This window comes from Streptomyces sp. 1331.2, from assembly GCF_900199205.1.
Lineage (GTDB): Bacteria > Actinomycetota > Actinomycetes > Streptomycetales > Streptomycetaceae > Kitasatospora.
This window is the reverse complement of sequence record NZ_OBMJ01000001.1, coordinates 4085919-4099216: the sequence shown is the minus strand read 5'-3', so window position 1 is coordinate 4099216 and position 13298 is coordinate 4085919. Positions and strand designations below refer to the sequence as shown.

General features: G+C 73.6%; 14 protein-coding genes and 1 pseudogene. 7 read left to right on the top strand and 8 right to left on the bottom strand.

What is annotated here, in order from left to right; genetic code table 11:
* Positions 1-73 precede the first annotated feature (73 nt).
* From CRP52_RS17360 to CRP52_RS17345, 4 genes are all read left to right on the top strand, one after another.
* A complete protein-coding gene (locus CRP52_RS17360; protein ID WP_373560501.1) occupies positions 74-967 on the top strand; it encodes an ABC transporter ATP-binding protein in 894 nt (297 codons plus the stop codon).
* Entirely contained in the window at positions 961-2577 is a 1617-nt protein-coding gene (locus CRP52_RS17355; RefSeq protein ID WP_097237245.1) for an ABC transporter permease subunit, read from the top strand. Before CRP52_RS17360 ends, CRP52_RS17355 begins: the two co-directional genes overlap by 7 nt.
* A 104-nt stretch (positions 2578-2681) precedes the next feature.
* Positions 2682-3509 (top strand): ABC transporter ATP-binding protein, encoded by an 828-nt coding sequence (locus CRP52_RS17350; RefSeq protein WP_097237244.1) that lies wholly within the window; start codon positions 2682-2684, stop codon positions 3507-3509.
* Positions 3506-5506: an FtsX-like permease family protein gene (locus CRP52_RS17345; protein WP_097237243.1), complete on the top strand. Its 2001-nt coding sequence runs from the start codon at positions 3506-3508 to the stop codon at positions 5504-5506. Before CRP52_RS17350 ends, CRP52_RS17345 begins: the two co-directional genes overlap by 4 nt.
* Positions 5507-5575: 69 nt before the next feature.
* Here CRP52_RS17345 and CRP52_RS39610 read toward each other — a convergent pair whose 3' ends face one another.
* Both CRP52_RS39610 and CRP52_RS17340 read right to left on the bottom strand, forming a co-directional pair.
* A complete protein-coding gene (locus CRP52_RS39610; RefSeq protein ID WP_257032537.1) occupies positions 5576-5704 on the bottom strand; it encodes a hypothetical protein in 129 nt (42 codons plus the stop codon).
* 43 nt (positions 5705-5747) lie between these two features.
* On the bottom strand, positions 5748-6719 hold the full coding sequence (locus CRP52_RS17340) for a helix-turn-helix domain-containing protein (RefSeq protein ID WP_306458869.1): 972 nt from the start codon (positions 6717-6719) through the stop codon (positions 5748-5750).
* A 265-nt stretch (positions 6720-6984) separates the two neighbouring features.
* Between CRP52_RS17340 and CRP52_RS17335 the strand changes: the two genes are divergently transcribed.
* From CRP52_RS17335 to CRP52_RS17325, 3 genes are read left to right on the top strand one after another with little or no spacing between them, the layout of a single operon-like run.
* Entirely contained in the window at positions 6985-7188 is a 204-nt protein-coding gene (locus CRP52_RS17335; RefSeq protein WP_143685769.1) for a hypothetical protein, read from the top strand.
* A 15-nt stretch (positions 7189-7203) separates the two neighbouring features.
* Entirely contained in the window at positions 7204-7500 is a 297-nt protein-coding gene (locus CRP52_RS17330; RefSeq protein ID WP_143685768.1) for a hypothetical protein, read from the top strand.
* 50 nt (positions 7501-7550) lie between these two features.
* Positions 7551-8525, top strand: coding sequence for a helix-turn-helix transcriptional regulator (locus tag CRP52_RS17325; protein ID WP_097237239.1), 975 nt, complete (start codon positions 7551-7553; stop codon positions 8523-8525).
* Here CRP52_RS17325 and CRP52_RS17320 read toward each other — a convergent pair.
* The 6 genes and pseudogenes from CRP52_RS17320 to CRP52_RS40815 form a co-directional block, all read right to left on the bottom strand.
* Positions 8498-9292 (bottom strand): thioesterase II family protein, encoded by a 795-nt coding sequence (locus CRP52_RS17320; protein ID WP_097237237.1) that lies wholly within the window; start codon positions 9290-9292, stop codon positions 8498-8500. The genes CRP52_RS17325 and CRP52_RS17320 overlap by 28 nt on opposite strands.
* Positions 9293-9309: 17 nt before the next feature.
* A complete protein-coding gene (locus CRP52_RS17315) occupies positions 9310-10575 on the bottom strand; it encodes a beta-ketoacyl synthase N-terminal-like domain-containing protein (protein WP_097237236.1) in 1266 nt (421 codons plus the stop codon).
* Entirely contained in the window at positions 10572-10814 is a 243-nt protein-coding gene (locus CRP52_RS17310; protein WP_097240140.1) for a phosphopantetheine-binding protein, read from the bottom strand. Before CRP52_RS17310 ends, CRP52_RS17315 begins: the two co-directional genes overlap by 4 nt.
* Before the next feature lie 116 nt (positions 10815-10930).
* Positions 10931-12163 carry a hydroxymethylglutaryl-CoA synthase family protein gene (locus tag CRP52_RS17305; RefSeq protein ID WP_097237235.1) on the bottom strand — a complete coding sequence of 411 codons (1233 nt, stop codon included), beginning with the start codon at positions 12161-12163 and terminating at the stop codon, positions 10931-10933.
* A 1-nt stretch (position 12164) separates the two neighbouring features.
* On the bottom strand, positions 12165-12425 hold the full coding sequence (locus tag CRP52_RS17300; protein ID WP_097237234.1) for an acyl carrier protein: 261 nt from the start codon (positions 12423-12425) through the stop codon (positions 12165-12167).
* Positions 12422-13287, bottom strand: a pseudogene (locus tag CRP52_RS40815) (LnmK family bifunctional acyltransferase/decarboxylase). Before CRP52_RS40815 ends, CRP52_RS17300 begins: the two are co-directional and overlap by 4 nt.
* Between the last annotated feature and the right edge of the window lie 11 nt (positions 13288-13298).

Sequence of the window (13298 nt, the reverse complement as noted above, 5' to 3'; positions counted from 1 at the left end):
CCGGCATTTTCGCGCCTGCATATCTGCCGAACGGCAGATGTGGGAACGGCTTCCGCCCGGAAGCATTCGGTGCGTGACCGAACTCCGGATCCTCGACCTGACCAAGGAGTACCGCGGCGGCAAGCGCGCGGTGGACTCCTTCTCGCTGACCCTGCGGCCCGGCGTGCTCGGCCTGCTCGGTGCCAACGGCGCCGGCAAGTCGAGCCTGATGCGCATCCTGGCCACGGTGACCAGGCCCACCTCGGGGCGGGTGCTCTGGGAGGGCGAGGACGTCGCCCGCCGCCCCGGGCCGCTGCGCCGCGCCGTGGGGTACCTGCCACAGGACTTCGGCGTCTACCCGCAGCTCACGGCCCGTGAGTTCCTCGCCTACCTGGCCGCCGCCAAGGGGATGCGGCGGCGCGCCGCACGGGCCCGGATCGAGGAACTGCTCGACCTGGTCAACCTCTCGGGGGCGGGCGGGCAGCGGCTCGGTGCGATGTCCGGCGGGATGCGCCAGCGGGTCGGCATCGCCCAGGCGCTGCTCAACGACCCGGCGCTGCTGATCGTGGACGAGCCGACGGTCGGGCTGGATCCGGAGGAGCGGCTGCGCTTCGGCAGTCTGCTGAGCGGGCTCGGCGCGGACCGGATCGTCGTGCTGTCCACGCACATCGTCCCGGACGTCGCGGCCACCGCCGACCGGATCGCCGTCATGGGCGGCGGGCGGCTGCTGCACCACGGCAGCCCGGAGGAGTTGCTGCGCACGGCCGAGGGCGCGGTCTGGGAGCTGACCGTCGAGGCGGGGCAACTCGCCCTGCTGCGGTCGCGGTTCCTGCTCGGCGGCACCACCCGCACACCGCAGGGCGTCCGGGTGCGGGTGCTGTCCGGGCAGCGGCCGGCGCCGGAGGCACAGCCCGTCGCACCACGGCTGGACGACGCGTACCTGCTGCTCACCGCCCCCGCCCCGGCCGAGCGGGTGGCGGCATGGTGACGCGCATCGGGGCGCTCGCCCTGGCCGACTTCCGGGAGCGCCGGCGGCGGCCCGGCTACCTGGTCGTGCTGCTGGGCACGCTCGCCCTCGGGCTGCTGGCCGCGCCGGTCGGCGACTCCCGCTGGCAGGTGTTCCAGGTGACCGACCTGCACGGCCGCTACACCAGCGGGTACGTGGGGACGGTGACGGCGCTCGGCGGCGCGGTCTGGCTCTCGCTGGCGGGCTTCGGCATCGCGCGCGGGGCGATCGCCCGGGACGAGCAGGGCGGCGTCGGCCAGCTGCTCGCCGCCACGCCGCTCGGCCGGACGGCCTACCTGGCGGGCAAGTTCGTCAGCAACCTGCTGCTGTTCGGCTCGATGCTGCTCGCGCTGGCCGGGACGGCGCTCGCGGTGCAGCTGGTCAAGGGCGACTCGGGCCGGGTGGACGTGGTGCGGCTGCTGCTGCCGTACGTCCTGATCACGCTGCCGCTGCTGGCGGCGGTGGCCGGCTGCGCGGTGCTCTTCGACACCGTGCCCGGGTTGCGCGGCGGGGCGGGCACGATGGTCTGGTTCGCGGTCTGGCTGGTGCTGGTGCTGGGCGCGCAGACGGGCGGCGGGCTCGACCTGCTGGGCATGCGGCGGATCACGGCGTCGATCCGGGAGACGCTCGCGGCGGGCGGGCACCCGGTGGACGGCGTGGAGTTCGGGGTCGGGCTGACGGCGGACGACCGGGTGCTCGGCACCTTCGACTGGCCGGGCCTGGGGCCGGGCGAGGCGGGCGGGCCGGCCGCGACGGGGCTGCTGTCGGCCACGGCGGCGGTCGGGATCGCGACGCTCGGGGCGCTCTGGTTCCGGCGCTTCGACGGGGCGGAGCACCGCCCGGGCGTGACGGGGGTACGCCCGGGCGGACGGGCCCGCGGGGCCGGGCGCACGGAGCCCGGCGCGACGACGCCGGAGGCCGGGGCGGCCGTACCTGCCGGGCTTACCGGACCTGCCGGCTTCGACCTGGACCGGGCCCGGCTGACCCCGGCCCACCGGGGCGGCACGGTGCTCGCCGCGCTCACCGGTGAGCTGCGGATCCTGCTCCAGGGGCAGCGGTGGTGGTGGGCCGGGGCCGCCGTGTTCGCGGCGTCGGCGCTGAGCGTCGCACCGGACGGGCCGAGCCACGCGGTGCTGCCGTTCGCGATGCTCTGGCCGGTGCTGCTCTGGTCCCGGATGGGCCACCGAACCGGCGGCGGAAGCGTCGACGAACTGCTCGGCGCCTGCCCCTCCCCGCTGCGCCGGGGGCTGGCGGCCCTGCTCGCCGGGGTGATCCCGGCGCTGGCGGTGGTGGCCGGGTCGGTGGTCCGGCTGGTCGGCGCCGGGGAGCCCCGGGCGGCGGCGGGCGCCCTGGCCGGGGCGCTGCTGATCCCCGCCCTGGCCATGCTCTGCGGCACCGTCACGCGCGGTCCCCGACTGTTCCAGACCGTCTACCCGTTGCTCTGGTACGGGATGATCAACCACGTCGGCGGGCTGGACTTCCTAGGGGTCACCGGGGGCCGCGCCCCGGCCCCGGCGGCGGTCGCCGGCCTCGCCGCCGCCCTGGCCGTGGCCGCCCTCACCGTGGACGCGATACGCCACGCCACCCGCTGAGCCGCCCGGGTGCCGGGCCGCGGGGCCGGGGCCCGCCGGTGGCGCCAATCCGCCACGCTCCGGCGGCCTGGCAGGGCTGATGACCTGCTAGGAAATGGATCATCATGAATGACAACGATGTAGTACGCCTGGAACAGGTCACCCGTTCCTACGGATCCGGCCCGAACACCGTCACTGCCCTGGACTCGGTCACCGTCGGGTTCGCCCGCGGCAGCTTCACCGCAGTGATGGGCCCCTCCGGCTCCGGCAAGAGCACCCTGCTCCAGTGCGCCGCCGGGCTCGACCTCCCCGACTCCGGCAGCGTCGTCGTCGACGGCGTCGACCTCGGCGGCCTCGACGAGACCGCCCTGACCCGACTGCGCCGCGAGCGCCTGGGCTTCGTGTTCCAGGCCTTCAACCTGCTCGGCGCCCTGACCGCCGAGCAGAACGTCGGCCTGCCCCTGCGGCTGGCCGGCCGCAGACCCGACCCGGCCCGGGTCCGGGCCGCGCTGGCCCAGGTGGGCCTGGGCGAGCGGACCGGCCACCTGCCCTCGCAGATGTCCGGCGGCCAGCAGCAGCGGGTGGCGATCGCCCGGGCGCTGATCTCCGCCCCCCGGGTGCTCTTCGCGGACGAGCCCACCGGCGCCCTGGACAGCTCCAGCAGCCGCGAGGTGCTGACCCTGCTGCGCTCCCTGGTGGACGAGCAGGGCCAGAGCACCATCATGGTCACCCACGACCCGGTGGCCGCCTCCTACGCCGACACCGTCCTCTTCCTCGCCGACGGCCGGGTGGTCGACCAACTGGTCGAGCCCGACCCGCAGACCGTTGCCGGCCGGATGGCCGCACTGGAGGACGCCCGCGCGGGAGCCACCGCCCGTACGGCGCAGAGCACCCGCACAGCGCAGAGCACCCGCTCCGCGGAAGCCGCCCGCACGGACGGCGGCTCCCGATGAACGGCTTCCGGCTCCTGCTGCCGATCGCCGCCGTCTCGATGCGGCGGCGGTGGCCGGCCTTCGTCGGCTCCTTCGTCGCGCTCGCCCTCGGCGTCGCGGTGATGTCCGCCGCCGGCCTGCTGCTGAACACCACCATGGGCGAGGACTCGCTGCCCGGCGCGCCCTCGCTGCACAAGCTGGTGGGCTTCATGGCCGCGATGGCCGGCTTCGTCTCGGTGTTCGTGGTCTCCTCGACCTTCGCCTTCGCCGTCGCCCAGCGCCGCCAGGAGACGGCGATGCTGCGCGCCGTCGGCGCGACCCCGCGGCAGGTGCGCGCGCTGGTCCTCGGCGAGGCCCTGGTGGTGGCGCTGGCCGCCGCGGTCTCGGGCTGCGCGATCGGCCTGCTGGTCGCCCCGGCGATCGCCGCCTGGCTGGTCGACCAGGGCGCCGCGCCGAGCGGCTTCCACGCCGAGCCCGCCCCGCTGCCACTGCTGTTCGCCGCCTCGGGCGGCCTGGTGGTCGCCCTGCTCGGCGCCTACGCGGCCTCCCGCCGAGCGGGCCGGGTGCGGCCGGTGGAGGCGCTCAACGAGGTCGCCGTCGACAAGAAGGTGATGCCGGTCGCCCGTTGGGTGGCCGCGGTCCTCTTCCTCGGCGTCTTCGGCTACACCCTGTGGACCTTCATCGCGATGCCCGCGTCGATGCTGGCCGACCCGCAGTCCCGCGACCCGGAGACCACCCCGCAGTGGGCCCTGCTCTTCGACGTGATGGCGGTGCTCGCCATCGTGCTGATCGCCCCGGTGCTGGTGCCGCCGCTGGTGCGGCTGTTCACCGTGCTCGTCCCGCTGCTGCCCGGCGCCGCCGGGCTGATCGCCCGGCAGAACGCCCTCGCCGCGATCCGCCGCACCGTCTCCACGGCCACCCCGGTGTTCCTGGTGATCGGCCTGGCCGGCTCGGTGGTCGGCGGCACGGTGGCCTTCGCCGACGCGATGGCCGCTCAGGGCCGCGCCGCCCTCAAGGCCGGGTACGTGATCGAGCCCTCCGACGGCCGCGGCGTGCCCGCCGAGGCCCTGCGCGCCCTGGCCGCCCTGCCCGACGCCCGGCTGACCACGGCGACGACCGTACGGTTCGACGGACTGGCCACCCCGGACCAGCAGCCCGCCCCCGGCCGCCCGAACGACCTGCCGATCCCGGAGGACGGCCTGGCCGTCGACGGCGACCTGCGGACGGCCTGGAACCTCAGCACCGAGGGCGGCTCCCTGGAAGACCTGCACGGCCGGACGGTCGCCGTCTCCGACGACATGGCGCGGGTCTTCGGCTGGCACGTCGGCGACACCCTGAACGCCCGGCTCGCGGACGGCACCCAGGTGCAACTGCGGCTGGTCGCCCGGGTCCGCCACCTGCTGCCGCACCTGCCGGAGATCGTCGTCCCGCGCGAGGCCGTTCCCGGCCCGAGCACCGCCACCGGCCCGAGCGCCGTGTCGGTCGCCTACCTGGGCACCGGGGCGAGCCCCGAGCAGGTCACGGCCGCGCTGGGCGGCAGCGCGGCCCGGGCCACCACCGGCGCGCAGTGGATCGGGGCGCACAACGACCGGACCACGAAGAACGGCTGGATCGCGATGCTGGCGATCCTCGGCCCGGCCCTGCTCTACGCGCTGATCGCGATCGTCAACACGATGATGATGTCCACCGGGGACCGGCTGCGGGACTTCGCCACCCTGCGCCTGACCGGCGGCACCCGCCGCCAGGTCCTGCGGGTGGTCGCGGTCGAGACCCTGCTGGTGGTCGCCACCGCGGCGGCCCTCGGCCTGGTCGTCACCCTGCTGACCCAGTACGCGACCGTCCTGCTGATCGGGAACCGCATCCTCGACCCGGCGCAGTCCGCCGCCTTCGACCTGCCCTGGGGAGCGCTGGCCGGAGCCACCGCGGTCTGCCTGGTCCTCGCCATGGTCTCCAGCCTGGTCCCGGCCCGGCTGGCGCTGCGGATCCGCCCGCTCGACCTCGCGAGCGGCCGGCAGTAACGGCCCTGCGGCAGCGGCCCGAGCAGCTGCCGCACCGGCAACCGGCAGTGGCCGACCGGCCCGTCCGTCCTACCCGGCCTGCGCCCCCTGAGCGGGCGGCGCACCGGACAGGTCGGACGGGCCGAGCTGATGCAGCATCAGGTCGGTGGCCTTGCGGTTCATCGTGCGCTGCGAGACGCCGAGCGCCCGGGCGATCACCGGGCCAACCCGCTCCTTCCCCAAGTCCGGTGGTGCAGAAGGCTCAGAGCCAGCCGCGCCGGCCGGCCTGCAGGCCGGCCGCGAACCGGCTGCGGGCGTCGAGCCGCTCCATCAGATCGGCCATCATCCGGCGCACCGTGCGAAGCGAGAGCCCGAGCCGGGTGCTGGCGGCGGCGTCGGTGAGGCCGTCGGCGAGCAGGCGGAGCAGCTCCTGTTCCTGCGGGATCAGGCCGCGCTCGTCGCGCTCCGGGCAGACGCCGAACAAGGTGGCACTCTCCCAGACGTACTCGAAGAGCGAGACCAGGGCGGCCACCACACCGGCTCCGGTGAGCTGGACGGCGCCCTTGCGGGTGTTCTGTGGGTCGACCGGCACCAAGGCCACCCGGCGGTCGATGACGAGCATCCGTACGGGCAGGGCCGGCGCGGTGCGCACCTGGCCGCCGAGGTCGGTCAGCCAGCCCGCGTATTCGGCGGTGACCGAGTCGTTCCGGACGCTGTCGAGGTACACGGTACGCATCATGACGCCGCGTGAGATCACGGCCTGGTCCAGGGGCCGGCTCGCCTCCAGGCTGGTCGCCGACTGCGCGCCGCCGGGGTTGAGGGTGAGGCACTCGAAGGTCGCCTGGGCCGCCAGGTCCTCGATCCGGGCCTGGATGGCGTCGATGCCGATCAACTGCTCGGCCGGCTGCCTACTGCCGTCGGTGAAGAGGCTGCTGTACTCGTCCAGCACCGCGTTGGCGGCCATTCTGCACCGCTCGAACTCGTGCTGTCTTCGGTGGAGCGCGTCCTCTTCCCGGCGGAGCAGGGACTGCAGGCCGATCACCGGGTTCACCGGGGCCACTTCCCCCTGGGTCGACGAGTCGATCAGCAGCTTGAGGGAGGACAGTCGATCCAGGGCCGCCCGGAGCTCCTCCTCCGACATCTCCAGCTGGTGCGCCAGCTGCGCCACGCCCCAGCGGTGGTTGGTCAACATGACCCGGTAGACGGCCTCGGTGCGTTCATCGAGACCCAACATCTCCAACATGGTCTACCAGTCCCCCGTTCATGATCTGACCTGGCACATCATGCCGCGTTCCGGCCCCGGAGAGCTACACCTCGCCCCCCTCGGGGCCGTTTGGCACTGAGTTGCCAGTCAGCATTTGGTGCCAGGCTCACCCCCTTCCGTCCGGGGACGACGGTTGGCCAGACTGAGATCACCGCACTCCGGCGCCACGTAGTGATCCGGCGCCGATGAAAAGCAAACTCCGTCCAAAGTCAGTGTGAATCACATGGGGGAATTCATGTCTGCTTCCGCACGCCTCGTCAAGGTATCCGTCCTCTGTCTTCTGCTTTCCGTCGCCGCCCCGGCCGCGGTCGGGGCGGTCGACCTCCGGCTGCACAGCAGCGCGTCCGCCGAAACCCTGAACCTGGGCGGCGTGATGTCCACGGACAACCTGAATTGGGACATCGCCCCCGCCATCACGTCCAACCTCAACTGGGACTGAGGCCCGGCGGTGCAGATGACCACGGTAACGCTCCGGCCGCTGCGCGAAGGGTCCCAGGAGGAGCTCGACGGGCCCCTGCTGGCCGCCTGGCTCCGGGCGGTTGCCGCCGGCAGTGGCGGCATGGAGCACGTCAGCATCCAGTGCGAGCCGGGGCGCACCGAACTCGTCTTCTTCCACGCGGTGGAGAGTTCCGCCGAAGCCGCGGACGCCGGCCGGGCCCTCGGTCGACGGGCCCTCGACGAGGCTCGCCGGATCGGCGCCTGGACCGTCGCCACGCCCCTCCCGGAGCAGTCCGACAGGTGGCTCGGATGACCACTCGGTCCGTTGTCGAACATGTTCTGCGCACAACCGGTGAAATCCCCGTGGAGGAACTCGATGACCCTCGAAGACTCGCGGACGCCTACAACCTGCTGATCGGCCAACCCGGGCTCGGCCTGGAGGATTTCGCGGAAAGGCTCGGCTGCCCGCCCGAGGCGGCACGGGCCATTCTCAGCCGGCTCGGCGACCTCGGCCTGTTGTCTCGCTACGGCGCCGGAAACGACGCCCTGGTCGCCCTCGGCCCGCTCACCGCAATGCGGCAACTGCTCGTACGGGAACGGGATATTCTGCGCCAACGGCAGGAATTCCTGGAGGAGTCGGTCAGCACCTACTCCACCATCCTGTCCGCTTACGGAACCGGACCGGCCACCGCGGACGCCCAGGAGCGCACCGAGCTGCTTCCGGACGCGTCCGCCGTGTTCGCGCGGTTGTTGGAACTGACCGCGGCCGCCCGGAGCGAGGTGCTCACCTTCGACTCCGCGCCGGCCCCCTCGGGAGCCGCGCCCGCGGTCGGCCGCGCCCTCGGCCTCGACCCGCTCGACCCTGGGACACGGGTGCGGACGGTGTACCCGGAGGCGGTCCTCTTCGACGAGGATTGGCTGGGCCGTGCCCGGGCCGCCGCCGGGGCCGGGGCGGAGGTCCGACTGGTGCCGGACCTCCCGTTGAGCATGACCCTTGTCGACGGGCACACCGCCGTGCTGACGCACGACCCGTCCGGCACGGGCGGCGGTCTGATCGTCCGACAGCCCGCCGTGCTGCTGGCGCTGACCTCTCTGTTCGAGACGCGCTGGCAGCAGGGCCGGCGGCTGGAGTCGACCCGGCGGGAGGACGGCCGGACCCCGGCGGAGCTGGCGGTCCTGCGCGCACTCGCGACCGGCGCCAAGGACGACGCGGTTGCCCGTCAACTGGGCACCTCGGTACGGACGGTGCGCCGGATCGTGCACGCGCTGATGGAACAGGCGGGCACCGGCTCGCGGTTCGAGTTCGGCGCCTACGCCGCCAGCCGCGGCTGGGTGTGATCCCGGTCCAGCACCCGGGCGAGATCCTGCCGGACGGCGCCGAGCACGTCGTCGGGTTCGTCCTTGAGGTAGAAGTGGCCGCCGGACAGCACCCGCATGGTGAACTCGCCCGTGGTCTCCCCGCTCCAGGCCAGCAGTTCGGGTGCGCTCACCTCGGGGTCGTCGGCGCCCATGTACGCGGCGATCGGGCAGCGCAGCCGGGGCCCGGCCAGCGGCCGGTAGGTCTCGTTCAACTCGAAGTCGGCGCGCAGGGTCGGCAGCATCAGGTTCAGCAGCTGCGGCTCGCCGAGCACTTCGGGCGGCGTGCCGCCCAACCCGGCCATGGCGGCCAGGAATTCGGCGTCCGGGAGGGTGGAGAAGAGCCGCCGGTCGGTGGGCAGCCGAGGGGCCCGTCTCCCGGAGACCACCAACAGCTCCGGGCCGCGGCCCGGGCCGGCCGAGAACCGGCGGGCCACCTCGTAGGCCAGGAGCGAACCGAGGCTGTGCCCGAAGAAGGCGTACGGTCGGTCCAGGAAGGGCTCCAGCGCCTCGCAGAGCGGATCCAGCAGCTGTTCGACCCGGCGGAACGGCAGCTCCCGCACCCGCGACTCCCGCCCCGGCAGGACCACCGGGCGGACCTCGACTCCGGGCGGCGCCGCCGCGCGCCACGGCCGGTAGGCGGAGGCGCCGCCGCCCGCGTGCGCGAAGCAGAACAGCCGGACGGCCGCCCCCTCACCCGCCGCCCCGGCACCGCCGGGCAGCCAGGCCGACGCGACTGCTGAGTTCATCCCCGTGTTCTCCGTTCTCACCCGCGGTCCGGCGCCCCGAACACCACGCTGGTGCTGAAGCCGCCGAAACCGAAGCCGTTGGACATCGCATGGCCGATCGACGCGCTCTGCGCCCGCTCTCCCACCAGCCGGACGCCGGCGTCGAGCGGCCGGGCCAGGTTGGCGTTGGGGTGGACGAAACCGTCCCGCATCTGCAGCAGGCTCGCCACCGCCTCGACCACGCCGGCCGCGCACAGGCAGTGGCCGACCAGGCCCTTGGTGGAGTTGACCCACGGCTGCCCGGGACCCGACCCGAAGACGGTGCGCAGCGCCGTCAGCTCCACCTCGTCGCCCAGCGCCGAGCCGGTGCCGTGCGCGTTGACGTAGTCGATCCGGTCCGGGGTGAGCCCGGCGTGCCGGATCGCCCGGGCCATCACCTCGGCCTCGCCGGCCAGGCTGGGGTCGGCGAGGCCGTTCCCGTCCAACCGCAGCGCGTAGCCCGCCAGCCGGGCCCAGACCTCGGCCGCGCGGGCGCGCGCCGAGGCGGCCGACTCCAGGACCAGACAGGCCGCGCCCTGGCCCGGCACGAAGCCCTCCCGGTCGGCGTCGAACGGCCGGCTGGAGGCCTGCGGGGGCCTGCCCCGCGTCCCGGCCATCGCGCCGAGGTTGTAGAACGCCTGGCGTTCCATGTCGGACAGGTCCGTGAGCGCCCCCACCACCAGGCAGAGGTCCACCGCGCCGGTCTCGACCAGCCGGGCCGCGTTGATGATCGCGACGTTGCCGCTGGCCGACGCCCCGCCGACGGTGTAGCCCTCACCGGTGATGCCGAGCAGCTGGCTGACCGTGCCCACGTGGTCCGTGTCCATGAACTGGAGCGGGTAGCGGGCCGGCAGGTGGACCGGGCTGGTGGTGTAGCGCGGCCGCACCTCCTCGGCGTAGCGGCCGCCCAGGTTGTGGCCGGCCACGACCAGCCCGATCCGGTCGCCGGGCACCGCGGCCCCGGGCAGACCGGCCCGGCCCCACGCCTCCAGCGCCACCGTCACCGACGCCTGGACCGACAACGGCGAGCGGCCGGCGATCCGCAGCGCCGAGCGGCGCAGCGGCTGGTCGGCGTCGGCCACGACCGTCCGCAGGTCGAAGCCGGCCAGGTCGGCGCTGAGCCGCGGGCGCAGCTCGGAGTGGGCGCCGTCGACCGCGCGCGCCCCGATGCCGGACGCACCGGCGCGCAGCGCCCGGGCGAACGCCTCGGTGTCCGGGGCCGTGGCGCAGAGCACCCCGGCCCCGGTGACGACGACATCGGTCACCGGACGTGCTCGCGCAGCAGACGGGCCAGCGAGCCGATGTCGTGGACGTCCTGGAACTCGATCACGGACAGGCTGATGCCCAGCTCGTCCATGGTCATCGTGACCACGTCGATCCGGTCGATGCTGTTGGCGCCGAGATCGGTCAGCGAGACGTCCTCGGTGACCAGCCTGGGGTCGAGCTCCGGCAGCACCTCCGTGACGCTGCGCCGGATCGCGGTCAGCACCCTGTCGTCGGTCATGGTGTCTCCGTTCTGGTCATGGGTGGCCCGGTGTACGGGAATTCGGTGGACGGGGGCCCGGTGGACGGGGGCTCGGTGGCCGCGGACCCGGTAGCCGGGCGCGTGCACGGCGGCGCTCACGGCCGCGCTCCCTGCCACGCGTAGCCGCGGTGGTAGTCCTTGGTCCGGGTGTGCACCAGCAGGGGCCGATCGGTCGGCAGGTAGTCGGCCCAGCGGTCGAGGTCGATCTCCCGGTCGGCGACCGGTACGAGGGCGCGCAGGTTCTCCGGCAGCAGTCGGGCGTACTCGTCGAAGTCGAGCTCCCGCCGCCGGGCCAGCGCACCGCCGATGTCCATCGCCCGGACGGCCGCCGCCGAGCCATCGCCGACCACCCCGCTGAAGAACTCGGCCGAGCAGCCGGAGCCGTAGGAGTACAGGCCGACCCGGGCGGAGCCGGTGAGCGGCGCGGTGGACAGCAGGCTCGCCAGGGCCAGGTAGACCGAGCCCGAGCACAGGTTGCCGACCAGCGCGGGGTAGGTCAGGGACGGGCGCACCCGGCGGCCGAAGTCCGCGTCCGCCTCCGCGGCCGAGGCGCCCGACTCCCGCATCAGCTTGCGGTGCCCGGCGCGGACCAGACCGCTGAACGGCGTGTGCATCGCGAGCTGGTCGAAGGTCGAGCGGAAGTCGGCGCCCTCGACCCGGCTGCGGTAGTCGGCGAAACTCCCGCTCAGGCAGTCCAGGTAGGCGAACAGCGAGCGGTCGACGTCGGCGATGTCGAACTCGGGGGTGGGCCGGGCGGAGTCCAGCGTCTCGTAGCTGTAGAGCCCGAAGGCGCCGAGGTCCAGCTCCAGCACGGTCGGCCGGTCGCCGAGGAGGACGGCGGCCGCGCCGTGGCCGGTGGCCGGCTCCGCGTAGCCGGCCCGCTCGTCGACCAGCGCCACGTCGGTGGCGATGATCAGCGCCTTGGCGCCCGGTGAAGCGGCCGAGGCCAGATAGCCGGCGGCCAGCTGGACGGCTCCGGTCGCCGCGTAGCAGGCCTGTTTGACCTCCAGGAGGCGGCAGTTGCGGCTCAGCCCGAGGTACTCGTGGACGTAGGAGGCCACCGACTTGCTGAGGTCCAGGCCGGACTCGGTCGAGGTGATCAGCACCTCGATCGCGTCCCGGTCGGCCGGGTCGAGCGCGTCGATGATCGGCTTGGCCGCGTTGACCGCGTTGGTCACCGGATCCTCGAACGGCAGGCCGATCGAGCGGTTGTGCATGGCCAGGTTGTCCAGCCGTTCGATGTCCAGCCCGCGGCCCTCGAACAGGGTGGCCACCGGGATCTGCGCGATACCGGTGTAGACGTTGAGTGCCTCGATTCCCACGGCCATGTCAGCGCCCCCCGGCCCGGACGAGGAAGTCGATCAGCGCGTCGATGTCGCGCAGGTCGCTGAAGCTCGACATCGGCTCGTCCACGCGGAGTCGGTCCATCAGGCCGAGGATGATCTCGACCCGGTCCACCGAGTCGGCCCCGAGCTGCTTCAGGTGCTTGTCACCGGTGATCTCCTCCGGGCTCAGGCCCGGAAGGATCTGGCCGACCACCTCGCGGACGAGGGCGGCCGTACGAGCCCGGTTGTCGGTCGTTGTGGTCATTCGGAGGTCCCCGTTTCGAGTTGGAGCGAGCAGACGGCCAGGAGCCGGCCGGTGCCCTTGTCACGCAGCACCACGTCGAAGGCCTCGGAGCCGGCGTCGCCGGCCCGCAGCCACTGGCGCACGGTGAGGATGAGCGGGCTGCCCGCGTCGGCGTTGCCCAGGTAGCAGAGCTGCTGGTCGACCACCACGCGGTCGAGGAAGGAGCGGTCGTCCCGGCCCAGTCCGCGCCAGGCCAGCAGCAGTGCCCGGTCGACGATCGAGAAGTAGGACGCGAAGTAGAGCAGGCCGGCGCCGTTGAGGTCGCGGGACGGGTCCACCTCGTAGTCGACCGTCAGCTCGGCGCCGGGTCGGTCCCCGTGGTGGTCGAGGAAGGTCAGCTGCTGCCGGGCCCGGACGTAGGCGTGCCGGGGGAGTACTCCTCCGGCACGACCGGCAGGTGCCGGTACCGGAAGTCGGGCGGCGACGACCGGGCCAGGCCCTCGTTGGAACCCTCGGCCGTACGGGAGACCCAGCGGTTGAAGTTCTCCACGTAGAGGGAGTCCGGGTCGGCGAAGGCGTAGAACCCCTCGGGCTCGATCGGCTCCGCCGCCGCCTCGGGCGAGCGGGAGATCCGGTGCAGGGTGAGCACCGACTCGCTGCCGAAGCCGAACACCCGTGAGGCCACGTGGAGTTCGTCGCCGAAGGCGGGGCTGCGCAGGTGGAAGCGGCGGCTGCCGCGGACCCGGTAGTAGTAGAAGGACAGGTAGGCCGGGGTGCCCGCGGCGGAGCGGGCCCGCAGCACGTCGGTGCCGCAGGCCTCCCCGACCGCGTCCCAGGTCCAGTCACCGACCTGGCCGGCGAACAGCGAGTTGTGCCCGCACATGCCGGGGCGGA